The 20,950-nt window shown below is 37.4% G+C and carries 18 protein-coding genes; 6 read left to right on the forward strand and 12 right to left on the reverse strand.

Annotated features, from left to right (window positions below; translation table 11 throughout):
- Positions 1–16: 16 nt before the first annotated feature.
- Entirely contained in the window at positions 17–298 is a 282-nt protein-coding gene (locus AC1DDK_RS13605) for a hypothetical protein (RefSeq protein ID WP_172659448.1), read from the reverse strand.
- A gap of 239 nt (positions 299–537) precedes the next feature.
- Here AC1DDK_RS13605 and AC1DDK_RS13610 point away from each other — a divergent pair, with 239 nt between their 5' ends.
- The 4 genes from AC1DDK_RS13610 to fmt all read left to right on the forward strand — a co-directional run bounded on the left by AC1DDK_RS13610 (position 538) and on the right by fmt (position 3,808).
- Positions 538–1,089: a YciE/YciF ferroxidase family protein gene (locus tag AC1DDK_RS13610; protein WP_288881205.1), complete on the forward strand. Its 552-nt coding sequence runs from the start codon at positions 538–540 to the stop codon at positions 1,087–1,089.
- Between the two features lie 227 nt (positions 1,090–1,316).
- The gene (locus AC1DDK_RS13615) at positions 1,317–2,591 is read left to right on the forward strand and encodes an exo-beta-N-acetylmuramidase NamZ family protein (protein WP_288881207.1); all 1,275 of its coding nucleotides are present in this window, start codon (positions 1,317–1,319) and stop codon (positions 2,589–2,591) included.
- A 35-nt stretch (positions 2,592–2,626) separates the two neighbouring features.
- Positions 2,627–2,839 carry a hypothetical protein gene (locus tag AC1DDK_RS13620; RefSeq protein WP_172659445.1) on the forward strand — a complete coding sequence of 71 codons (213 nt, stop codon included), beginning with the start codon at positions 2,627–2,629 and terminating at the stop codon, positions 2,837–2,839.
- Positions 2,840–2,899: 60 nt separating this feature from the next.
- Entirely contained in the window at positions 2,900–3,808 is a 909-nt protein-coding gene (gene fmt / locus AC1DDK_RS13625; RefSeq protein WP_337716366.1) for a methionyl-tRNA formyltransferase, read from the forward strand.
- A 5-nt stretch (positions 3,809–3,813) separates the two neighbouring features.
- On the opposite strand, the gene AC1DDK_RS13630 is transcribed toward fmt, so the two are convergent.
- The 6 genes from AC1DDK_RS13630 to AC1DDK_RS13655 are packed head-to-tail and all read right to left on the reverse strand — an operon-like array spanning position 3,814 to position 12,528.
- The gene (locus tag AC1DDK_RS13630; RefSeq protein ID WP_172659443.1) at positions 3,814–4,797 is read right to left on the reverse strand and encodes a 2-hydroxyacid dehydrogenase; all 984 of its coding nucleotides are present in this window, start codon (positions 4,795–4,797) and stop codon (positions 3,814–3,816) included.
- A 59-nt stretch (positions 4,798–4,856) separates the two neighbouring features.
- Positions 4,857–5,225: a YybH family protein gene (locus tag AC1DDK_RS13635; RefSeq protein WP_172659442.1), complete on the reverse strand. Its 369-nt coding sequence runs from the start codon at positions 5,223–5,225 to the stop codon at positions 4,857–4,859.
- A gap of 50 nt (positions 5,226–5,275) precedes the next feature.
- The gene (locus tag AC1DDK_RS13640) at positions 5,276–6,517 is read right to left on the reverse strand and encodes an alkaline phosphatase family protein (RefSeq protein ID WP_288881216.1); all 1,242 of its coding nucleotides are present in this window, start codon (positions 6,515–6,517) and stop codon (positions 5,276–5,278) included.
- A gap of 6 nt (positions 6,518–6,523) precedes the next feature.
- Entirely contained in the window at positions 6,524–7,447 is a 924-nt protein-coding gene (locus tag AC1DDK_RS13645) for a metallophosphoesterase family protein (protein WP_288881218.1), read from the reverse strand.
- A gap of 33 nt (positions 7,448–7,480) precedes the next feature.
- Positions 7,481–9,271, reverse strand: coding sequence for a RagB/SusD family nutrient uptake outer membrane protein (locus tag AC1DDK_RS13650; protein ID WP_172659439.1), 1,791 nt, complete (start codon positions 9,269–9,271; stop codon positions 7,481–7,483).
- A gap of 35 nt (positions 9,272–9,306) precedes the next feature.
- Positions 9,307–12,528 carry a SusC/RagA family TonB-linked outer membrane protein gene (locus AC1DDK_RS13655; RefSeq protein WP_288881220.1) on the reverse strand — a complete coding sequence of 1,074 codons (3,222 nt, stop codon included), beginning with the start codon at positions 12,526–12,528 and terminating at the stop codon, positions 9,307–9,309.
- A 190-nt stretch (positions 12,529–12,718) separates the two neighbouring features.
- On the opposite strand from AC1DDK_RS13655, the gene AC1DDK_RS13660 reads away from it, so the two are divergent.
- Positions 12,719–13,345: a TetR family transcriptional regulator gene (locus AC1DDK_RS13660; RefSeq protein WP_337716364.1), complete on the forward strand. Its 627-nt coding sequence runs from the start codon at positions 12,719–12,721 to the stop codon at positions 13,343–13,345.
- Here the strand turns inward: AC1DDK_RS13660 and AC1DDK_RS13665 are convergent.
- The 5 genes from AC1DDK_RS13665 to AC1DDK_RS13685 form a co-directional block, all read right to left on the reverse strand.
- Positions 13,313–13,576: a CBU_0592 family membrane protein gene (locus tag AC1DDK_RS13665; protein WP_172659436.1), complete on the reverse strand. Its 264-nt coding sequence runs from the start codon at positions 13,574–13,576 to the stop codon at positions 13,313–13,315. The genes AC1DDK_RS13660 and AC1DDK_RS13665 overlap by 33 nt on opposite strands.
- A 63-nt stretch (positions 13,577–13,639) precedes the next feature.
- Positions 13,640–17,020 (reverse strand): T9SS type B sorting domain-containing protein, encoded by a 3,381-nt coding sequence (locus tag AC1DDK_RS13670; protein WP_337716362.1) that lies wholly within the window; start codon positions 17,018–17,020, stop codon positions 13,640–13,642.
- Positions 17,021–17,138: 118 nt separating this feature from the next.
- Positions 17,139–18,095: a sugar phosphate isomerase/epimerase family protein gene (locus AC1DDK_RS13675; RefSeq protein ID WP_337716360.1), complete on the reverse strand. Its 957-nt coding sequence runs from the start codon at positions 18,093–18,095 to the stop codon at positions 17,139–17,141.
- 61 nt (positions 18,096–18,156) lie between these two features.
- The gene (locus tag AC1DDK_RS13680; RefSeq protein WP_172659433.1) at positions 18,157–19,188 is read right to left on the reverse strand and encodes a fasciclin domain-containing protein; all 1,032 of its coding nucleotides are present in this window, start codon (positions 19,186–19,188) and stop codon (positions 18,157–18,159) included.
- Between the two features lie 71 nt (positions 19,189–19,259).
- A complete protein-coding gene (locus AC1DDK_RS13685) occupies positions 19,260–20,180 on the reverse strand; it encodes a DUF6263 family protein (protein ID WP_337716359.1) in 921 nt (306 codons plus the stop codon).
- A 155-nt stretch (positions 20,181–20,335) separates the two neighbouring features.
- Here AC1DDK_RS13685 and AC1DDK_RS13690 point away from each other — a divergent pair, with 155 nt between their 5' ends.
- Positions 20,336–20,920, forward strand: coding sequence for a TetR/AcrR family transcriptional regulator (locus tag AC1DDK_RS13690; protein ID WP_172659431.1), 585 nt, complete (start codon positions 20,336–20,338; stop codon positions 20,918–20,920).
- Positions 20,921–20,950: the final 30 nt, after the last annotated feature.

Here is a 20,950-nt window from a genome sequence, read left to right on the forward strand (position 1 = left end):
CTAAGCAGGTTTACTGCTACTCCTCCAAATGAAGCTCAATCTCTACACCGATGCGGTCTGCAATTTGTTCAGTGAGCTCTATTTCGATACGGTCTTCTCCATGTTTTGGTTCATAAAAAGGCAGGTCCTCGCCTGCAACTTCATCTAAAGAAAGTAGTTCCCACTGTTTTCCCTGCTTTTTAACTCCACCCAGAATTCCGTTGTAATAAATGATTTTAAATACATCATCCTCCAATGGAAGAATGGTTAAAGTAAGCTGCCGACTACCATGGCTGATCTTTATGTTGAATGGTTCCATTTTGATTGAATTTAGGTTTAATTGTTTTCATAGCTTATGTAAATAACGCTATTAACAGTGGCAGGGATAAAAGGTTTTAAGCATGGACTTCAAAAAAAATAAAAAATGGCTTAATATGATTGAATAATAGCCCTGGGCAATATTATCTGTACATTTTGTTTATAAAAATACAAAATAAATTAAACAAAGTTATCTCTTTAGTGTTAAGAACATACATTTAACCCATAAAAAACATCATCATGGCAACTACAAAAACAACAGCTAAAAAAGCGGTAACTCCGAAAACAGGAAAAATGGAAGATTCTGAATTTCATGAATTCTTCGTGGATGAATTGAAAGACATTTACTGGGCGGAAAAGCACCTGGTTAAAGCCCTCCCAAAAATGAAAAAAGCAGCCACGAGTCCTGAACTTGCCGCAGCATTTGAAAAGCATGCTGAGGAAACCAACACTCATATCGCAACTCTGGAACAGGTTTTTGCTCTGCTTGACGAAAAAGCACAGGCAAAAAAATGTGATGCGATGGAAGGATTACTTAAAGAGGCAAACAGCATCATCGAAGATACTGACGCCGGAACACTGATCCGCGACGCAGGACTGATTCTGGCAGCGCAAAAGGTCGAGCATTATGAGATCGCAACTTATGGCACCTTGGTGGTCTTCGCACAGAACATGGGACACAGTGATGTGGCTGAACTGCTGCAGTTCACCCTGGATAATGAAAAAGCAACTGATGTAGCTCTGACCGAAATCGCTGTTGGTGCGATCAACGAGCAGGCTGCTGCTGAATAGTACTACCGCCCGGGCCATCCGTCCCGGGCGCCTTTTTTGCATGCTTTGAATTTATGATCAGCCATTGGTAACATGTAAGCTGAACCGAAATATACAATGAGGTCTCTAATCAACCATTTTTTATTACCTTTAACTTTATAGAGTTAGGGTTCTTCAAAAGTTAACGTTACCTAAACAACTCATTTATTTTTTGTCTCGTTTTTTTATTAGTTAGAAAAAGTTACTAAATGACATCATCCATTATACATATCTTAAGTACTGCATTGCTTACGCTTTCTCTTCAGGCTTGTGGATCATCGACCAAAATAGCACTTAACCCTGCGGTGCCAAATCCATATAAGGTGAAAGCCGAAAACTTTGACAAGCCCAAAGCAGAGGAGCTACGTACTGGTGCAGAACAAACAGAATTGTATGTGCCTTATCTAAAAGGAAAACGAGTAGGTATGGTGGTAAACCCAACCTCCATTATTGGAAAAGAAACAACGGTTGATAGCCTACTTGCGCTTGGTGTGAAAGTGGTTAAGATATTTGGACCCGAGCATGGTTTTAGAGGCGATGCCAGCAATGGTACTAGCGTTGATGATGAAATTGATAAAAAAACAGGCATTAAAGTGGTTTCATTATATGGAAAACACTCGGCCCCTACAGCTGCAGATTTAGCTGATATTGATGTGATGATATTCGATATTCAGGACGTTGGTGTTCGTTTTTATACTTACATAAATACTTTGCAACATGTAATGGAAGCCTGTGCCGCTAATAAAAAAGAAGTATTGATTCTTGACAGACCAAATCCTAATGGTTTTTACATTGATGGGCCTATATTGGAGCCGCAGCACAAATCGGGTATTGGTTTAAAACCTATTCCAGTTGTACATGGATTAACTGTAGGCGAATACGCTCAAATGCTAAATGGAGAAGGCTGGCTTGATAATAAATTGAAATGCAAGATCAAAGTAATTAAGGTTGCCAACTATACGCATGATACTCCTTATGAACTCCCGATAAAACCATCACCAAACTTAAATACTGCGCAGTCGATTTTACTATACCCTACTACCTGCTTATTTGAGGGCACTTATTTAAACCATGGGCGCGGCACTATGTTTCCATTTACTATAGTGGGTTCTCCTTTTTTAAAGGATAAATACACCTTTTCGTTTACCCCAAAAAGCATTAAAGGGATGTCTGAATCTCCATTGTTTATGAACCAGCTTTGTTATGGGTTGGATCTTAGGGAATACGATGTAAATGAGTTTAGAAAGGAAAAGAAAATAAAACTGAGCTGGTTAATTGAGTTATACAAGGCATCTCCAAACAAAGCAGATTTCTTTAACTCTAAATTGAGCAAACAAATGGGCACTATTGAAAAGCTTATTGGCGTTTCGAGCTTTAGGGCGCAGATTATTGCCGGTAAATCTGAAGAAGAAATAAGGGCAAGCTGGGAGCCGGGATTAAGTAATTACAAAACAATGCGCAAAAAATACTTGTTATATCCATAAGCAGCCGCTAATGGCAGCTATTAAAGACTTTGGATATGAATAGCGAACCTAAAAAGAAAAATGAAAAGCCAAGTAGTAACTTCAGAGAAGAAGTTTCTAAAGACAAGGTTCCTGCTGGAAATAAGGCTGTAAAAAAGCCTGAGGATAAGGATTATAACAAGGAAGAGGCAAACTTTAAGAACCCTGCCAAGAAAAGGGAAGAAAGCGAACAACCCGTTCATTCCGTAAAAAAAGCCCCTAAAGAATAGCAGGCATTAGCTTTATATGCGCTAATTTTTTAGTTATTTTGCCACCTAAAACACTGGTTGATGAAAATAGTTTTTATGGGTACGCCCGATTTTGCAGTTGCTTCTTTAAATGCTTTAGTTGAAGCCGGATTTGATGTTGTTGGTGTGGTTACTGCAGCAGATAAGCCCGCTGGTCGCGGACAAAAACTTCATGAAAGTGCTGTTAAACAGTATGCAGTATCAAAGGGGATAAAGGTATTGCAGCCCTTAAAACTAAAAGACCCTTTGTTTATTGATGAACTAAAAAGCCTAAATGCCGATTTACAGGTAGTAGTAGCTTTTAGAATGTTGCCTGAAATGGTATGGAATATGCCGGCAAAGGGAACGATTAACCTTCATGCATCTTTGCTGCCGCAATATCGTGGAGCGGCTCCGATAAATCATGCGATCATTAATGGAGAAAAAGAAAGTGGCGTTACTACATTCTTTTTGAAACATGAAATTGATACAGGTGATGTAATATTTTCTGAAGGCGTATCGATCAATAATGATGACACTGCGGGAGATTTACACGATAAGTTAATGAATGTAGGCGCAGGATTGCTGGTGAAGACCGTAAAGGCTATAGAAGCCGGCAACTATACAGAGCAGCCTCAACCACAAAGTGATGAGCTGAAACATGCGCCAAAGATATTCAAAGAACATTGTTTAATAGATTGGAACCTGTCTGGCGATAAAATATACAACCTGATTCGTGGATTAAGCCCTTACCCTACTGCTTTTACTAAACTAAATGATAAAACCCTTAAGGTGTTTAAAGCAGAGTTTGAAGAAAAAGAACCTGGTATCTCGCCTGGAAGTTTTTTATCTGATGGCAAAACTTATTTAAAGTTTGCCGCCAGAGATGGTTTTATCAAATTCACTGATCTACAGTATGAAGGCAAAAAACGCATGCAGGTTGATGAATTTTTAAGGGGCATGCGTTTGTAAAATCTCTATTTTACACGGTTTACCAATTCTTCTCCTTTCGAAAATGCATCTATATTTTTAAATGTAATTTGAGCTATTTCTTCCATCGCTTCTTTGGTAAAAAAGCCTTGATGAGAAGTAATTAGTACATTGGGGAAAGAGATAAGACGGGTAATCAGATCATCCTGAATAACATTTTCTGAGTGGTCGTGAAAAAACAAGGTGCTTTCCTGCTCATAAACATCAAGGCCCAAATACCCAAGTTGTCCGGTCTTTAAAGCTTTGATAACTGCTTTTGTATCGATCAGACCTCCCCTGCTCGTATTGATCAGCATTGCACCCTCTTTAAAAAGTTTAAGGGTTTCCTTGTTGATCAAATGTTTGGTTGTTTCGGTAAGCGGACAATGAAGCGCTACAATATCCGCATCATTTAATGTTTCCTGTAAAGTACCATATTTAACGCCAAGGTCCTGAAGTTCTGTAGATGGATAAGGATCATATGCGCTTATTAAACAACCAAAACCTTTTAAGATTCTACAAAAAGCCTTACCTATGTTTCCAGTGCCTATTACGGCTACCTTGTGTCTATGTAAATTAAAACCCATGAGTTTCTCCAGGGAGAAATTACCTTCACGAATCCGGTTATAAGCTTTATGTGTTTTACGGTTCAGGGTAAGAATTAGGGCTATCGCATGTTCTGCCACTGCCTCTGGCGAATAGGCAGGGACTCTTAAAACAGGAATACCCAATTCATTTGCTGTTTCAATTGCCACATTATTGAAGCCAGCACAGCGCAAAACAATTAGTTTTATTCCTCCTTTATGCAGGGTCTTTATGATCTCAGAATCAACACGATCATTTACAAAAATGCATATTGCATCGAAACCTTCGGCTAGCTTAACGGTTTCTTCCGTTAAGGCAACTGTAAAAAAAGATAACTCATGACCGGTATTGAATCGGCTTAAAAATTCTTCATCATATCGGTAAGTACTAAAAACAGCTATCTTCATATCTATTGGGTTATGTGCTCTAAGTTAATGACTCGGGATTAATTTATGCTATAACCAAACTAGTTTAGTGAAACATAAAGTTCGCTTTGTGTAAGCCATTTTCCTTTTATCTTACGCCACATTGCGGCATAATTACCATGATACTTGTCATTTTTGTAATTCCATTTCCCGTTTTCCCATGCCAGATCGCCACTTTTACTGATCACAATTGTTTCGGGGATGCGCTCAAAAAGCGGACTGCTTTTGGAAAACATGTATTTCCAGTCGGCAGCAATTTCGGCTTTGCCAATGGTATGGCTACCGTCGCCAGCGATTTGTACAAAATCGTCAAGCCAATATTTAGATACTCCGTCTACATCCTTTTTTGCGATGCAGTTGTTTGAATCTAATCTTGCTTGCTTTATTAATAATGCTTCTGGTGAATTCATAATGGTAAAATTACAAGTTAGACTTGTAATTTTACCATTGCTTATCGTATCTATTTTGCCGGAGAAAGGACTACCCATTTGTTAAGGGTATTATCTTTAGCCTGAATAACAACCTTATAAAACTCTGATGGATAAGCTTTAACATCGGCAAAAAAATGCTGCTGACTAAGATCTGTTTCACCTAAAAGATGATAAGTATCTTTTCCTTCTGTTTTAAAATTATTTGTTGTTGCCAGCCATATTTTAACCTTTCCGGTTTTTTGCAAGGCTTTCCAGCTGATATCAATATGATTCTGAGTAAAGATTGTTTTAAGCGCTGCAATAGATACCGGACCAATGAAAGAAGTGCCATCTACTTCTTGTGCTACACTGTCAGGCAGTTTTACATTTAAATAATTGGCTATTGAAGGCATTATGTCAACTACGCCAAGATCAAAATATTGACCATAAGTGTTTAGGTTTTTATAATTGCTTACCATCCAGGTTGATCTTTGCCTGTCGGATTGTCCACCATGTCCTTTTCCACTTTTTTCATCACGACCATGATCCGTTGTGATAACAATTAACCAGTCTTCTTTAAAGTTTTTCTGACGATAGCTTATTGCCTCCCAAACTTTACCTACCTGCTTATCCAGCATCGCTACAGCATTATAGAATTCAGGACTATCGCCATGTGCATGCCCCATATCATCTGTATATTCCAGATAAATCCAGGAAAGATCAGGCGCTTTATCATGAATGGTATTCGATGCATCAGCAATTACCTGTTCATCAATACGGTGCATATAATCTGCGTTTTTATCATGCTTAAAGCGAACGGTATCTAGTTCATAGCCATCAAAAAAATAATCAACCTTTAGGTTTCCCGCTTCCGGTAAATTATGGCCAAGTAATTTGGTACGGTTATCTGTCCAGCTAGAGAAAATAGCAGATTTCTTATTTGGATATTGGGCTTTAAACAACCTGAATATGTTCTGATAGTTATAATTAGGCTCCTTAATATCATTGTCGGGCACATTGTGCTTATTTACCCAGGTGCCGGTTAGCAAGCTGTTATAACCAACGGCAGATATGGTAGGGGTTTCATTGTAAGTACCTTTGCCACCCCCAACATACATCCGGGAATAAGACCCTGCTTGTATGATCTTCTTAAAATTGGGAAGATTTTGGGTTTCAATTACATCGGCAGGAATGCCATCAGCAATAATGTAAACCACTTTTTGTTCTCTCTGCTGGGCATTGGTTGCTACCGATAAGAAAAAGCAGATTGTTAAAATAAATGGGATTCTCATAGTTTGTTAATAAGTGTGTGGAAAATATTCGTTTTCAACTGTTCCATCTTCATATAGATTCAGCATTGCATAACCGGGAGGGGTTTCTAAATAACAACCAGGGCCGGCAGATTCAGCATCGCCTATACCCCACCAAAAGCCACTCATTGCTCCATTGCAGCAATACAAAACATCATTATAATGAGTATTATCTGATAAGTGATTATGCCCGCTTAAGCAAACTCTTACTTTATCGCGATGCTTCTGAAACAGGTCTTTTAGCTTCTTACAATCGGAGTGACCCCCACCTACAAGAACCTGAGTAGTTCCTAAAATTGGATAATGCGACATTAGCAATGTTGGTGTAGATGCCGGTAATTTCTCCAATTCTTTCTCCAACCATTCGTATTGTTCCTGATCTAGTGAGATATTGGCATTGTTACCATCAAGTACAATAAAATGCCAGTTCTTTTTTGAAAAGCTGTAATATCTGTTAGGAATCTTCAAGCGTTTAACCACATAGTCTTTCCCATACATTTCATGCTCTTTAGATGGAGCCTTCCACCATGAATCGTGGTTACCAATGCAGCTGTGAACTTCATATTTATCCAATGTTTTTATGCAATCGTCCCAAATACTCCATTGCTTAATTACCTGATCATATACAACATTATCGTAGGATGCATCACCAATAGAATCACCACCATTCAAAAAGAAATCTGGTTTGTGCTTAGTAATTATATGTTTTAAGCATTTTTTAAACCGTTCGGGGGCATTTTCACCTTCTCCAATATGCACATCGGTTATATGAGCAACAGAAAGAGCCAGTTTTTTGGTTTTCTTATCCTGCTTTTCCGGATTGGAAGCAAAGGCAGACAGGCCGCTGGTTGCTACGGCGCCAACAGCTAGTCCTGCTGCCTTTAGTAAAGATCTTCTTTTCAGTGTTGTCATCTTGTTTTTATTTCTAAATTGGCATATTGGTCATTACCACCCAAATACTTGTTTTAGGTTCGAATTTAATATAATCTGTTGCTGAGGAATAGGACGATAATAATATTTCGGATCCTCAAACTTACGGGTAACATTTTCAGTTACGATCGCTCCTCCATTGGCACCATTTTTCAGATATACAGTAGCATCGGCTCCTATCTCACCAGTACGATAATAGGTAAGCACTACTCCTAATGAATTTTTTTCTTTCTTGTCTTCTGCCGGAATGGTAACAGACTTATCAATCAAAATAATATCTTCAACTCCATCTCCCGTTAAATCATACTTGCCTAAACCTGGAAAATACATTCCTTCCGGGCTTTTGGTCAATAATTTCCCTGCTTTCCACCTCATCAGATCGTCGTACCTACTGTTTTCAAAAGCAAACTCAACCCTACGCTCTCTTCTGATTTCCAGAATTACTCCCTGGTTCGATTCAATATTATCAAACTGTTGTTGCAATAATGGATCGGGAGATGCATTTGCCTGTGCTAAATTAAGATCAGGCATGCCAACTCTTCTTCTAATCAGGTTAACAGACTCATCTAACTGCGATTGGTTAAGTGTACCCAATTCAGCCAACGCTTCTGCATAGGTTAACAGTACCTCTGCATAACGATAGACAGGAAAATCAACGCCATTTAAAATTGTCTGATCAGTACTGTTTACATATCCTTTTAGTTGATGATAGCCCGTAAAATTTTTATTTAGTTTTTGAACATAAGGCTGCGCGTCTGGAACTCTAATCCAACCGGGATAAACCATTGTTTGAGCCAGGCGCGGATCACGGTTTTCGAACTCCTTAACAAAACTGGCCTTATCATAATTAGCAATGGCAGTAAAACGGCTTCCATCCTTCATTAAATAGGTTTGGATAAGGTCTCTTGCAGGTGCCTGTTCATAATCCCCAAATACTACAGAATTTACGTTTTGGCTTATTTTTTTATCCATATCAAAAACATTGGCTAAAATCACCTCGGGGTTAGTAGTCAAATCCTGACTTGAAAACAAAGTTGCATAATCCTGATTTGGTAATCCCTTACTAAAAATTGAGAATTTTTTAGACGCAATTACTTCCCCAGTTATCTTAACAGTAGTTTCCAGAAAGGTATTTGCGGTTGCTTTTAAATTAAGCTCTGAATGGTACTTGCGGTAAGTTCCTTCGTAAAGAGCTGCTCGTGAATAAAATACAGCTACTGCCCACTTTCCTGGAGTTCCGGAAGGTACACTTTCTCTAACATTCTTATAGGCAAAATCAAGATCAGCCATTACGCTATCCATAACCAGTGCACGTGTATCGCTTGGTTTAAATAATTCCTTATCATCTGGATTTAATGTGCCAGAATACCAAGGTACATTAGAAAAACGCTTTACTTTATCCAGATAAAATTGTGCACGATAGTACTTTGCTAAGCCAATGTAATGGTTTTTTATTTCGCTGGTAACCTTTGCTTTATTGTAGTTTTCCAGAAAGTAGTTGATATCTCTTAGTCTGGTCCAACTCCACCCACCGGTTATATTTTGCGCATTGGCATTACCTGCCATTATATTCTTTATTTCTACAGCGGCAGTAGTTGCGACATTGTCACTACTTTGATCATTCAGATAACTGTCCCTATTGGGCATTAATAATAATCCATTTACATATAGAGCAAGATCTTCCTCTGTATTAAAGAAAAGACTTGGTGATATCTCTGTTTGCGGAAAACGATCCAGGTTACCCTTTTTGCAAGCAACAGTAAAAACTGCAATTGTTGCCAGCAGGATGTATATATTCTTTTTCATAACTGATTTTTAAATGATTGTTAACTCCCTAATTATTAAAAGTCCAGATTTAAACCAACTGCATATCTTCTTTGATATGGATACGCCCATGCACTCGATCCTTGGTTTACTGCTTCAGGATCAATATATTTTTTAATGGCAGAGAATTCATAAAGATTCTCGCCAGTAACAAATACACGAAGGCGACTAACCTTAAAGCGATTGGTAAACTTAGCAGGCAAGGTATAACCCAATGAAACATTTTTTATTCTTAGATAAGCACCATTAAGCAAGTATTTAGTTTGTGGAATATCTAACCCTGAACCATAATTAGCATCCGCTAGCCACGACTGCATAACTGGATAATAAGAATTAGGATTCGCATCAGCTAAGCCTGCAGCTATATAAGAAGCCGAATGCTTTGCTCTTTGTTCGGGGGAATCTCCTGTCGCCCTGTAAAAATCAAGATTCCAAGGGTATACATTTGCATAAGGTTGTTGATAAGGCCCCCAGAACAAATAATGATGAGGATAAAAATCTCTTTTCAATACACCCTGAAGGAATACTGAAAGATCAAATCCATTCCAATCCATATTCAGATTAGCACCAACACTGTATCTGTCAGTGCTATTACCAATAATTTTAAGGTCTTTTGGATCATCTGCACTTAATCCCTGTTCTATTTTTTTGTTTCCATCCAGATCCTTGTATTTAGGCCATCCCTGAATAATCTCAAGAGCACCCCATGGAATTATACTTGATTCATCAAGCGCATCTATTTCAGCCTTATTCTGGAAAAGCCCATCATTCTGTAGTCCCCAAATCTCACCTATTGTCTGTCCTACACGGTAAGTAGATAATAAGTTTTGTTTGTTCTCAAATTTAGTAATCTCAGAACGGGAATCGGAAACAAAGAATTTAGTTTCGAAACTAAACGGTTTTGAACCTAAATCAAACCTATCTCTATAGGTAACAGACAGCTCCCACCCCTTTGTCCTAAGATCGGCAGCATTTTGTTTTGGCACGTCTGTACCAAGTACTCCTGGTAATTCCTGACCACGAACAAGCATGCCAGTTGTATTGCGTATGAAATAATCAAAAGTGAATGACAATTTATCATTAAAAAAACCTAAATCCGTACCCATATTAAGCGTAGAAACCCGCTCCCATGTATAGGTATTAGGATCAACATACAATCTTGGTGCCCCGGTAATAACTTGCTGTCTTGTGCCACCGATCAAATAATTGGAAGGATCTGTCGGTAAAGTTTGTATGTAGCCAAAGTCACGTAAATATGGATCGGAATCTGCATTCTGATTGCCCAAATCGCCATATGATGTACGCAGCTTAAATGTTGATAAAACAGGGGCCAGAGGTTTAAAAAATTCTTCTGAGCTCGCAATCCAAGCCAAAGAAGCTGAAGGGAAAAATCCCCATCGGCGGCTTACAGGAAATCTGGAAGATCCATCATATCTTCCTGTAGCCTCTAAAATATAGCGATCTTTATAGGTATAATTCAGCCTGCTAAAAGCACTTGTACTAGCATAGGCATTATATTTTGTCCCAAGTGTTATTTCACCTGTAGTTAACTTAAGATAGGGCACAGAGGAAGACATAAGTAAATCTCTCTGAGCATCTACAGTCGAATAATTATAATCCTCATAATTATATCCCACCATTGCACTAAAAAAATGGTCGCCTATGGTTTTTTTATAAGTTGTATATAAGTTAAAAGCATTGTTATATAAATATCCATTACTCTCATATACATAACCATTGCCGCCTTCTTCCCGGATATCAGTAGGCCCGAAGCCAATTTTAAACTTTTTCGAATCGTTATGGTATTTCCATAACTCCCGCTTAAATGAAGCATCGCCATTTACCTGAAGATCGCCGTTTAAAAATGAAGCAGTTGCACCGGTGATATTTTGAAAGCCAAACATTGTTTCAAGGTTTTCTCCTCCATCAACTAATCTCGCTGCCAGTCTGCCTGTTGCAGTGTTTGCCCATGTTCCATCAGGATTCGTTGCCACATCTGTTGGCTGCAAGTAATATAGATCGGTAATACTGGCATTTGGACGTGCCCTCTTGGTTTGATAAATGTTAAGATTGTTATCTATTTTTAACCATGATAAAGGAGCAAAACCTACTCTTGATCTTAGGCCATAGCGATCCCAGAAATCATCAGCAAGCTTATTCAACCCATTTTCCTTGGTATAATCCGCAGACAAATAATAAGTTAACGGAGAATTATTTACCTGAGCTCCTCCGGAAAAAGTCAATGTATGATTTTGAGATAGACTGGCCTTGTTAAAGAAGTAATCATACCAATTGTTGTCACCCATGTATGCCCATCTGTTTGGATCGGTTGGATCGATGCGTGTATCAGGAAGTGAAGGGTCATCAGATCTTTCTTTTGCCCACTTGTAGTGCTCATCTGAGTAATTTACATAATCCCATGGAGTATTGTCAGTAGAAGTCTCTAAAACCCTTGAATAGATATATGGATCTGTTACAGGTTTTGGAAGTACTGTTGGCTTGCCCCAAGTGGTTAACGCGTTATAACTGATCAATGTTCGCCCTTCTTTACCCTTTTTAGTAGTGATAAGAATTACTCCAAAAGCAGCTCTCGCACCATAAATAGCTGCTGATGCTGCATCCCTCAATACTGTAAATGAAGAAATGTCTGAAGGAGTTAATCTTAGCATATCATCATTACTTGCTGCCGGAATCCCATCAATTACGATTAAAGGTGAACCGCCGTTTATTGAAGTATATCCCCTGATATTTATTACGGGTACAGTTCCGGGAGCACCGCCTCCATATGTAATATTTAAGCCTGGACTAATACCTTGCAATCCTTGCATTACATTTGAAACTGGCCGTGATTCTAATTGCTTACCTGAAATCTGGTCTATCGCGCCTGCAATGTTAATTTTCTTCTTTGTCCCAAAACCAACTACCACCACCTCTTCAAGGTTACCAAAGTCTGAAGTTAGGGTTACATTTAATTGTGTTTTCCCGTTCAGCTCAATTTCTTGCTGCTTATATCCAATGTAGGAAAAGACAAGAGTTGCTTTAGGGTTTACATTATTTAAGGTATAAATACCATTTACGTTTGTCGCCGTACCCAGGTTCGTGCCCTTTACACTGACGTTAACTGATGGAATTGGCCCTTTAGTTTCGGCGTCCAAAACCACACCCTTTACGGTGACATTTTGGGCAAAACTCTTTGCTGCAAAAAACATGAAGCAAATTAGTAGTAGCTTTTTTTTCATAATTGCAATAAGATTAAGTTTGTTTGGTTTGGTATTCTAAATACTATTCGGAGCGCGGCTAAGATCCTGTTATAATGTTAACAGTAGGTTAGAACTAAATTAATAAATTAATTGAACATACATTCAATCTATAAAAATAAATTTGCGAAATAAGATTACTTTTGAGTAGTTTGGATGAATAAATTTTATCATGGGTAGAAAGAGCCTTAAAGAGGCAAGACAATTAGAAATTGTTAAGATATTTTATAAGGTTGCTAAAACGGAAGGCTACGAAAATACTTCAATAGCCAAGATTGCGAAAGTGATGGATATCAATCCAAGCCTTATTATTCACTACTTCGAAACAAAAGAAGATCTGACCTATGCCCTTATTGATTATATACTTGAAAGGTATCTGTTAATCTATACAATTAAAAATAAGGATGGAGTTACACTTGCTGATCTAAGAAAAACTATTGAAATGCTTTTCTCAAAAAAATGGAATCTGCTTTTTGATGATGGGTTGTTCTATACCTTTTATGCTCTGGCATTCAGAGAAAAAAAGATTAAAGCAAAGTATAAGACCATACTTGACTCACTTCGATTTGCTCTTGCTTCAATGATAGCGCGGTGCAATGAAAAAAACTTGATTAAAATAGAGGATTCTAAAGCCGCTGCAGACTTAATTTTTGTGCTGGTTGATGGGGCTTATTTTTATCTTTCTTTAGAAAACGATAAAAAGGCCTATGCAGAAAGGCTGGATTATTATAAAAGTAAAGCTTATCAGATTTTGGGAATGGAGGCGTTAATCTTTTCTGACAGTACTCTGAGTCCTTAACTGGCGTCCTAAAGCATATACTCCAATGAACATCCAGAGTACATTAGCAACAGCGTTTGGCATATCATTGCTGTCCACCGCTGTTGCCACTAAGCATAGTCCGCCAATTATATTCAGCAACTGAAAGGTAAGCGATTCAGCAGTTATCAGTTTTATGCTTAATAATAAATAGCCTACAGTACATAAGACCACACCCAGCCAGCCAATGCTCGTTAATATAATTTGCTGCATACTTGAAACTTGTTTAAAGAGTTAAAAGTAAAATTGCAATTTTAATATGATACAGAGGAAATTTTATCGAATAATAGTTATACTGCCTTTTAATAAACCACATGCTCGTTTTAAATCAATTATGTAATAGTAAGTACCTACTGGCAAATCTTTTCCATTTTGTCGGCCATCAAACGGTTGCTTATATCCTGTCGATGCAAATACCTTCTGTCCGTAACGATTAAAGATCAGCACAGTCCCTTCAGGATAATTTATCATATCTGGTATTTGCCAAAAGTCGTTAAGCCCATCGTTATTAGGAGAAATAGCATTTGATAATTTAGACAAGCCTTCATTTTCTATAGTAACTCTTATTTTTGCAGCCGGACTCTCACATAATCCTACAATTTGTTTAACAAGATAGTTTTGGCTATTTATAATATTAACCTTAAAAGTCCCAGAGGCACTTTGATCTAAACGGATTCCATTTTCATTATATAAGACATAAGTGCCGATTCCGGGTTGCATTACCTGAATAAAAGCATCACCAGGGGCACAAATCTTTAAATCATTTAATATTGGAGGAGATAAGATTTTATCTTCATTTAAAACAGTATACAGAATGGTTTGTCTCGAACAAGTAAGTGCATCACCAATCATAAGCGAATAATTACCTGCGGAAATATTTTCAAGCACCGGGCCAGAACCGATTGACTGACCATTACTGTCCGACCAATAATAATAATATGGAGCCATTCCGGAAATACCAGGAGCTTTAATACTTCCTTTGCCTAGATTGCATTGATCGTTTGTGACTTTTTCTTCGCCACGATTTATCACAGCTTCATCAACGTTTAATATTGAAAATTCTCTGTAGAAGGATTCGCAGTTATTATTATCAGTAAGATATAATTTATATTTTCCGTCAGTAGCAGTTAAAATCGACGAGTTTCCAACTGTTACTCCTGACGAGTTAACCCATTTAAATTTTAGAGGCTGAATACCTTTAACCTCGACAATAATTGATCCATTCGGTTCATGACAATAAGAACTGCTTCCGCCAATAGCATATACATCAAACGGTGTAGTAGCTAATTCCTTTATCTCATACATCTTACTTTGCTTGGTGCATCCACTATTATTACTTGCTAACAAACGATATTTTCCAATACCAACTCCCGTAAGATCCAGAGAATGCCCTACCTCATGATTGCCTTCATCCACCCATTTGTAAGTAATTGCCCCGCTAACTAATATACCCCTTACTCCACCCGTTGATGCACTACACGCAATAGGCACAACTACAGCCTTGGCTTCATCAATAATAATTCCATTTATCTCTTTGACCTGAACGGGAGCAGATCCTAAAACAGGGCATGCCGTTCCGTCTTTCACTTCGAGAGCATACCAGCCTGATTGAACATTTATTAGGTCTCTTGTATTACCTACAGTTACTCCTGCAGCATTTTTCCATGTGTAAGTAATATTTCCAGTTCCTGTTACTTTAACGTTGGTTATAGAACCATTAGAGCCATCGCAGGTTGCATTTTTAAAAATGGCGCTGGATAGGTCAATGGAGGGGCCGCTTTGATTAGTTAAAATAACAGGGCCGTAAGTTTTAGTGCAATTCTCTTTGTCCTTAGCAATAAGTCTATACTCCCCAGGCCCGAGATCTGAAATAGTGCTTTCCGTCCCTACCTCAATATTATTTTTATCGAACCACCTTAACTCTAACTCTTTTCCGTCAGTAGATCCCGCTATTAGTCCTTCAATTGAGCCATTTTTAATTCCACAACCAGGATTTGTGATTTGTAAATTTTGGTCATCAAAAAATGGTTCCGAATTGATTAGCGAAATATTATCATAATTGACAAAGCACTTTCCATTAGATAATTTTGCACGGTATTTACCAGGGCCTAATTCTTTAATTTCCGCTCCCTCACCTATCTTTAGATTTTTATCATCAAACCACTCAATTTTCAGCACATGTTTTATACTCAACAATTTTATTGAGCCATTTTTCAATCCACAGGTTGGGTTAATGATGGAATTAGGATATTCAGAACTATTAGGTAAAATTGCTGGCTGGGTGTACTCCGAAGATGATTTAATTAATGTGCTATTTGCAACAAATCGATTTCTGCTAAAATCTCCGATAATTTTCCAATTGCCCATTGCATCTGCTCTTATCTTTTTATAAAATTCTACAGGATTGCAGATTTCACAGTTCGTATTGTCATTATAAATATAAATATCAGCGTTGGGGTTAGTTTTTCCAGAATATTCTGCATCATTATTAACAAGCACCTCAATTTCGGGCATTTCGTCATGAACAGCGGCATAAGCGCCTTTAGTGCATATAATGCTATTTTTTCTAATTTCTATATTTTTTCCACCAAAAGAACTTATCGCTGTTAACGAGAGTCGAAAAATATTTTTGTCAGCATCATCATCAGTTCCTATTTGACCATTTTCACAAAAATACAATTCAAGATCAGATGACAATACTCCGATATTAACTAAATCCTTATTTCCTGTAACCTTAAAATTTTTAAGATAGCTCAATTGAATATAAAAACTGCTAGCCACATTATCTTTAAAAATCAACCCCTCGCCACTCCCTTCAATTCTTACAACACCCTCAGTCTTGCCATTAATATCTATCCCAAATTTATTGTTACTAGCTACAATTCCTTCCCCTCCAAGGCCAAGGCCAAGATAAAAATATCCCCCAAAAATATTTCCCTCTTCTTCTGTGGATCCACCAACCTCAGTGCCCACGCCTCCACTGATTAACATCCCGGTTGGATTAAACCATGGAGGCGAATAAAAATTACCCATTTCCTCTAATCCTATCCAATTTGAACGAACTTTAATATTTGTAGAGAGTTGCATTGAATATGAATTATCGTTAACAGCACTAACAAATAATCCGTAATCATTATATGTGAATATGTTGCCCTTATGTGGCGCTCCAATTATTATGTTATTACAAGATATTATGAACACACCACAAGATTGTGCATTAGAGAAATTACCATACTGATCTCGGATGTAAAAAAAACCTGTAAAATAAAATCCATAAATTTCAACATCGTGTGCCTCCGCGATAAAAAATGCAGCTGTAGATAAAAGTGAGGCCTGATAAGTACTTCTATCTGGTTTAATTATAATTTTCGAAGAACTAACTCCCAGGAATCGACCAGGTTGCGTAGTAGCGTCAATTATTAAATTTGATGTAACTCTAGGTAGCTCTGCACTTAAGATAATTGTTCTCTGAGCATCCGTTGAGCCCGGCAAATTAAAATGAATATAATCTTTCTGGCCCACACCGTTTGCTGCAGCCTTCTGAAGGGCTTCCCTTAACGAACCAGGACCACTATCAGCATTGCTGGTCACTACAAAAATTTCAGAAAAAGCACTAAAATTTAAACAGAGTAAAATCAACAGCAATATAAACCTCATAATAAGAGCGCGTATTTAATGGCAAAAAAGCATTACTAGCTTATCCAACAATCAAATCTAAGCTTTTATTAATATTGGTATATATCAATTTAAGATAAAATTTTTACAGATAGATGCTCTATACTCCTGCTTTCTTAAGCACCTCTAAAGTTTTTCTTAATCCTGTTTCTGCTACTTTTTGCAAATCCTGCTTATAATATTCGGGATTATAAAGCTCCAGAGAAATGCAGCCTTTGAAACCTGTTGATTTAAGGTCTTTGAAAATCTGTGGCAGAGGCAGAATTCCATCACCGGGAAAAACACGGTCTTTATCCCCCAAGTCGGCAACCGCTGCCGGGGAAGAAGGAACGTCTGAGAATTGGAATATAGCAATAGCATCGCCATTGATGAGTTTCAGCCCTTCAAAACCACCTTCAGATATATACATATGATAAGTATCAGGAATTACCATCGCTTTTGGATGATTAGCATCTAAAGCAATCCCCATTGCCTGGCCCAATGTTTTTACGGGTTGATATTTTACAAACACAAGGGCAGGGTGAATGTTAAATTCCTTTAAGCCAATTTCAATAATATCTTTATATCTATTCGCTATCCATTTCTGATTAAAGTTATCTCCAGCTGTATCAGGAATGGTTTGAATATGCTGAGCGCCTATATCTGCAGCCATGCGCATTCGATTGCGTGTATCTTTCAAAGATTTGTCGAACAATTCTTGTGTGGCAGGTAGTGAGTTCCATAAACCAATCACACTTGGCACAAACAACCCTAAGTCTTTTATTTCTTTTCCAAGGTCCTTCAAATTACCGCCCTTTGCTTCGTACTCTTGCAATTCTCCATCCCATGGTTCAATTGCATCGTAACCGGCTTTAGCAGCTATTTTTACTTTATCTTTTAACGATGCAGGTCTTATAGTAGCAGTATCCAGACAAACAGGCCACGGACTGGCACCTTTTTGATATCGTTTTTCTTTTTTGTCTTTTGATAATCCTGATTCTCCAAGCACATACGTAGTTGGCGCAACAGAAACTGCTCCTGCAATAGCACTAAGATTAATAAATTTTCTGCGGTTCATACAATTAGCTAAAGGTTTTATAATTCGGTTTTCACGAATATAAAAATATTCCGGCTTTTTTTTAAGGCTTCTTATTGTTTAAAAATCCAATGCTAATCTCTGTTTTTCTTGTAAGGGCACTAATAGTTAAAGTACTTTCATATGGTAAACCATAATAATCCTTGCCATCAATTATGCCATCATTGTTAAGGTCTACCCATTTAAAATTCCCTGGAGCTGCATTATTCTGTTTTGCTGCAGTATTTACATCAGTATCTGATTGAAAGATTCCCGAAATAGCGTACCCCATATAAAAGCCATTGTTCGGTTCAACTGCATTTCTAAATGTATTCGTTTTGTTACTATAAAAGGCTTCAATATAGTACCTTCCTGGAGCCAGTCTCTTTAAGCTTGCTTTGCCCGTAGCATTTGTTTTTTCGCTATAAGCTACCTTCCCATTGGCATAATCCCTTTGCGAAGCATAAAGATTCACTGTTGCTCCAGAAATTACCTCTCCTTTAGGTTTCGTAATACTCCATTTAGAACCATCCCATACAGTAACTTCAATGGTTGTTGTATGCAGTTCATCAGTTGTGGTTGTAGGACTCAGCGATGATTTTATTGCATGCACTGCATCATTATCGTTGTATATGATTTGCTTACCACCCACCTGCACTCCATTTACCCATATGGTATCGGCAACACGAGTAATCTTTAATTCCTTTCCACTCAAAGCACTAAAGATTCTTTTGTTGTATAATTCATAATGGTTCAACGACCCTTTTATAATATGATCTCTAACGATAGTTGGAGTAACCGGTACTTCATCATTTAAAAATGCGAACACGGTAATTCCATCTGATACCTCCTCTTTAGTAAGTGAAAGTTTTTTAAGCGCATTGATGAAATTACTTATGCTATCAGCATCAGCGAGTTCAGAGGTAATATTTTTAATTAACTGTTGGGGTTCAAGCGAACCATCGTCCGCAGATACAGGTTTTTCTTTTTTACATGAGAAAATAAAAGCAAATAACAAAAGAGCACCCAACGGCTTACAGATTCCTTTTTTGATTGAACAAAGATGTCCTTTAAAGGAAAAGAAATGATTAAACATAAACGAGAGAATTAAAAGTGTTAATTTATAAGTTGAATAAAGGTAGGTTCTTACAAGAATAAATCAAACAACTACTTATCTGTAAACACCATATCACTGGTCATTTCCATAGGAATCGTCACACCTTCAGGCATCTTATCATTTGCTTTAATCTCCATACTGCCTTTAATATTCTGATTAATCTTTCCTTCAATTATCCAACCTGTATTCTTATCAATCTTAATAACTGAATTCATAGTGCCAGCCAGATTATACTTTATTGGCATTCCATTAGTTTCCGTATAAACATCCTTATTTTTTGTGGCAAACATAGATGCGCCACTAACAACAAATTCTGTTGCTGTAATTTCATCAAGCTTATAAACGCCGTCTAAAGTTGCAGACATTCCAGCTTCCAATTCCGTTTTTACATTCCAGGTATCACCTTTTGCTACTGCACGATCTGGGAATACCGCAGATAGCATTTCCAGATTACCTTTAAAAGCCTTATCGCCATACGACTGCATAATCTTACTCCGCATTTGTTCTTTCTGTTCAGCAGTGAGTTGGGGGAACTTTTCAAACACTCCTGCATATAGTGCCTCCACATTCTTTACCTCTGTTATTTTACCTGCCTTGGTCATTTTAATTTGGAAAGATTTATTTTTCATCATACCGAAAACAGAAGACAAAATATCTTTTTCATCATTCTTTTCAGAATCAAAAGTAGACTCGCCACCTGGATGAACTATTTTCATTGACAAGTTTACATAGCTTACATCCATACTATATATGCCTGCGATATCATCTGTAACAACATATTTCATTTGACCGGTTATGGTCAAATCAATATTTATCGCCTGACCATTCATTGTTTGTTTTACGATGGTATTGGCTACAGTTTTCTGGGTATAAGTTTGTCCTTTAGTTAGCTTTAGCTCAATCTTTTGAGTTTGCGACAGACAAGAAAAACATACAAAAACAGAAAGTAAGAAACTGAAAATAATTTTCATAAGGCGTTAGTTTGATTTCAAGAATTAGTTGCAATAACTAATGTAAAATTACAGGAAAAAGTGATATTTCTCTATATCAACAATAAATCATTTATATGTAACATTCTGCTTATATATTTATATATCTGTCAAATATTCATCTTCTTTGTAACCGAATGAACGTTCAATTAAACAATTTCAACAGCAAACGCGAGGCTATTTTAAATAGCACATTACTACTCGTTAAAGAGTACGGGTTTCATGGTGCACCTATGAGTCAGATTGCGAAACATGCTAATGTAGCCGCAGGAACCATATATCATTATTTTGATTCAAAAGAAACACTAATAGTTGAGCTTTATATAAGAACCAAAGATCAACTGGCAGAAGCCATACTTGAAGGCTACGATGAATCAAAATCTTATAAGGATCGTTTCTTCAGATTCATGATCAACCAATACAACTTTTATATAAAAAATGAATCTGCAATGGTCTTTCTTGAACAATATATAAACTCTCCTTTTGCAAAGAATTTCCCCGAAAAAGACAGTGTTTTGTTTAAAGAAAAAGTAATCGCTTTTTTTCAAGCTGGAATAGATGGAGAATATTTTAAAAAAATAGACCCAAGATTGCTCGGACCAACAATAAGAGGCACGTTAGTTGCGGCTGCAAACTTCAGATTATCAGAGCATATGATATACTCTGAAGAGGACATTACGGAGGTGGTGCAGATTGTTTGGGACGGAATTAAAAGACAATAATATATATAATGGCTTTAACTATACTCAATT

It is taken from the genome of Pedobacter sp. 05T44 (assembly GCF_056395985.1).

Coding starts and splice junctions, on each gene's coding strand:
- AC1DDK_RS13640 (WP_288881216.1), bottom strand. CDS start 6,517: ATGAGAATCCCATTTATTTTAACAATCTGCTTTTTCTTATCGGTAGCA.
- fmt (WP_337716366.1), top strand. CDS start 2,900: ATGAAAATAGTTTTTATGGGTACGCCCGATTTTGCAGTTGCTTCTTTA.
- AC1DDK_RS13670 (WP_337716362.1), bottom strand. CDS start 17,020: ATGAGGTTTATATTGCTGTTGATTTTACTCTGTTTAAATTTTAGTGCT.
- AC1DDK_RS13665 (WP_172659436.1), bottom strand. CDS start 13,576: ATGCAGCAAATTATATTAACGAGCATTGGCTGGCTGGGTGTGGTCTTA.
- AC1DDK_RS13610 (WP_288881205.1), top strand. CDS start 538: ATGGCAACTACAAAAACAACAGCTAAAAAAGCGGTAACTCCGAAAACA.
- AC1DDK_RS13615 (WP_288881207.1), top strand. CDS start 1,317: ATGACATCATCCATTATACATATCTTAAGTACTGCATTGCTTACGCTT.
- AC1DDK_RS13660 (WP_337716364.1), top strand. CDS start 12,719: ATGGGTAGAAAGAGCCTTAAAGAGGCAAGACAATTAGAAATTGTTAAG.
- AC1DDK_RS13605 (WP_172659448.1), bottom strand. CDS start 298: ATGGAACCATTCAACATAAAGATCAGCCATGGTAGTCGGCAGCTTACT.
- AC1DDK_RS13630 (WP_172659443.1), bottom strand. CDS start 4,797: ATGAAGATAGCTGTTTTTAGTACTTACCGATATGATGAAGAATTTTTA.
- AC1DDK_RS13655 (WP_288881220.1), bottom strand. CDS start 12,528: ATGAAAAAAAAGCTACTACTAATTTGCTTCATGTTTTTTGCAGCAAAG.
- AC1DDK_RS13635 (WP_172659442.1), bottom strand. CDS start 5,225: ATGAATTCACCAGAAGCATTATTAATAAAGCAAGCAAGATTAGATTCA.
- AC1DDK_RS13685 (WP_337716359.1), bottom strand. CDS start 20,180: ATGAAAATTATTTTCAGTTTCTTACTTTCTGTTTTTGTATGTTTTTCT.
- AC1DDK_RS13645 (WP_288881218.1), bottom strand. CDS start 7,447: ATGACAACACTGAAAAGAAGATCTTTACTAAAGGCAGCAGGACTAGCT.
- AC1DDK_RS13650 (WP_172659439.1), bottom strand. CDS start 9,271: ATGAAAAAGAATATATACATCCTGCTGGCAACAATTGCAGTTTTTACT.
- AC1DDK_RS13620 (WP_172659445.1), top strand. CDS start 2,627: ATGAATAGCGAACCTAAAAAGAAAAATGAAAAGCCAAGTAGTAACTTC.
- AC1DDK_RS13690 (WP_172659431.1), top strand. CDS start 20,336: ATGAACGTTCAATTAAACAATTTCAACAGCAAACGCGAGGCTATTTTA.
- AC1DDK_RS13675 (WP_337716360.1), bottom strand. CDS start 18,095: ATGAACCGCAGAAAATTTATTAATCTTAGTGCTATTGCAGGAGCAGTT.
- AC1DDK_RS13680 (WP_172659433.1), bottom strand. CDS start 19,188: ATGTTTAATCATTTCTTTTCCTTTAAAGGACATCTTTGTTCAATCAAA.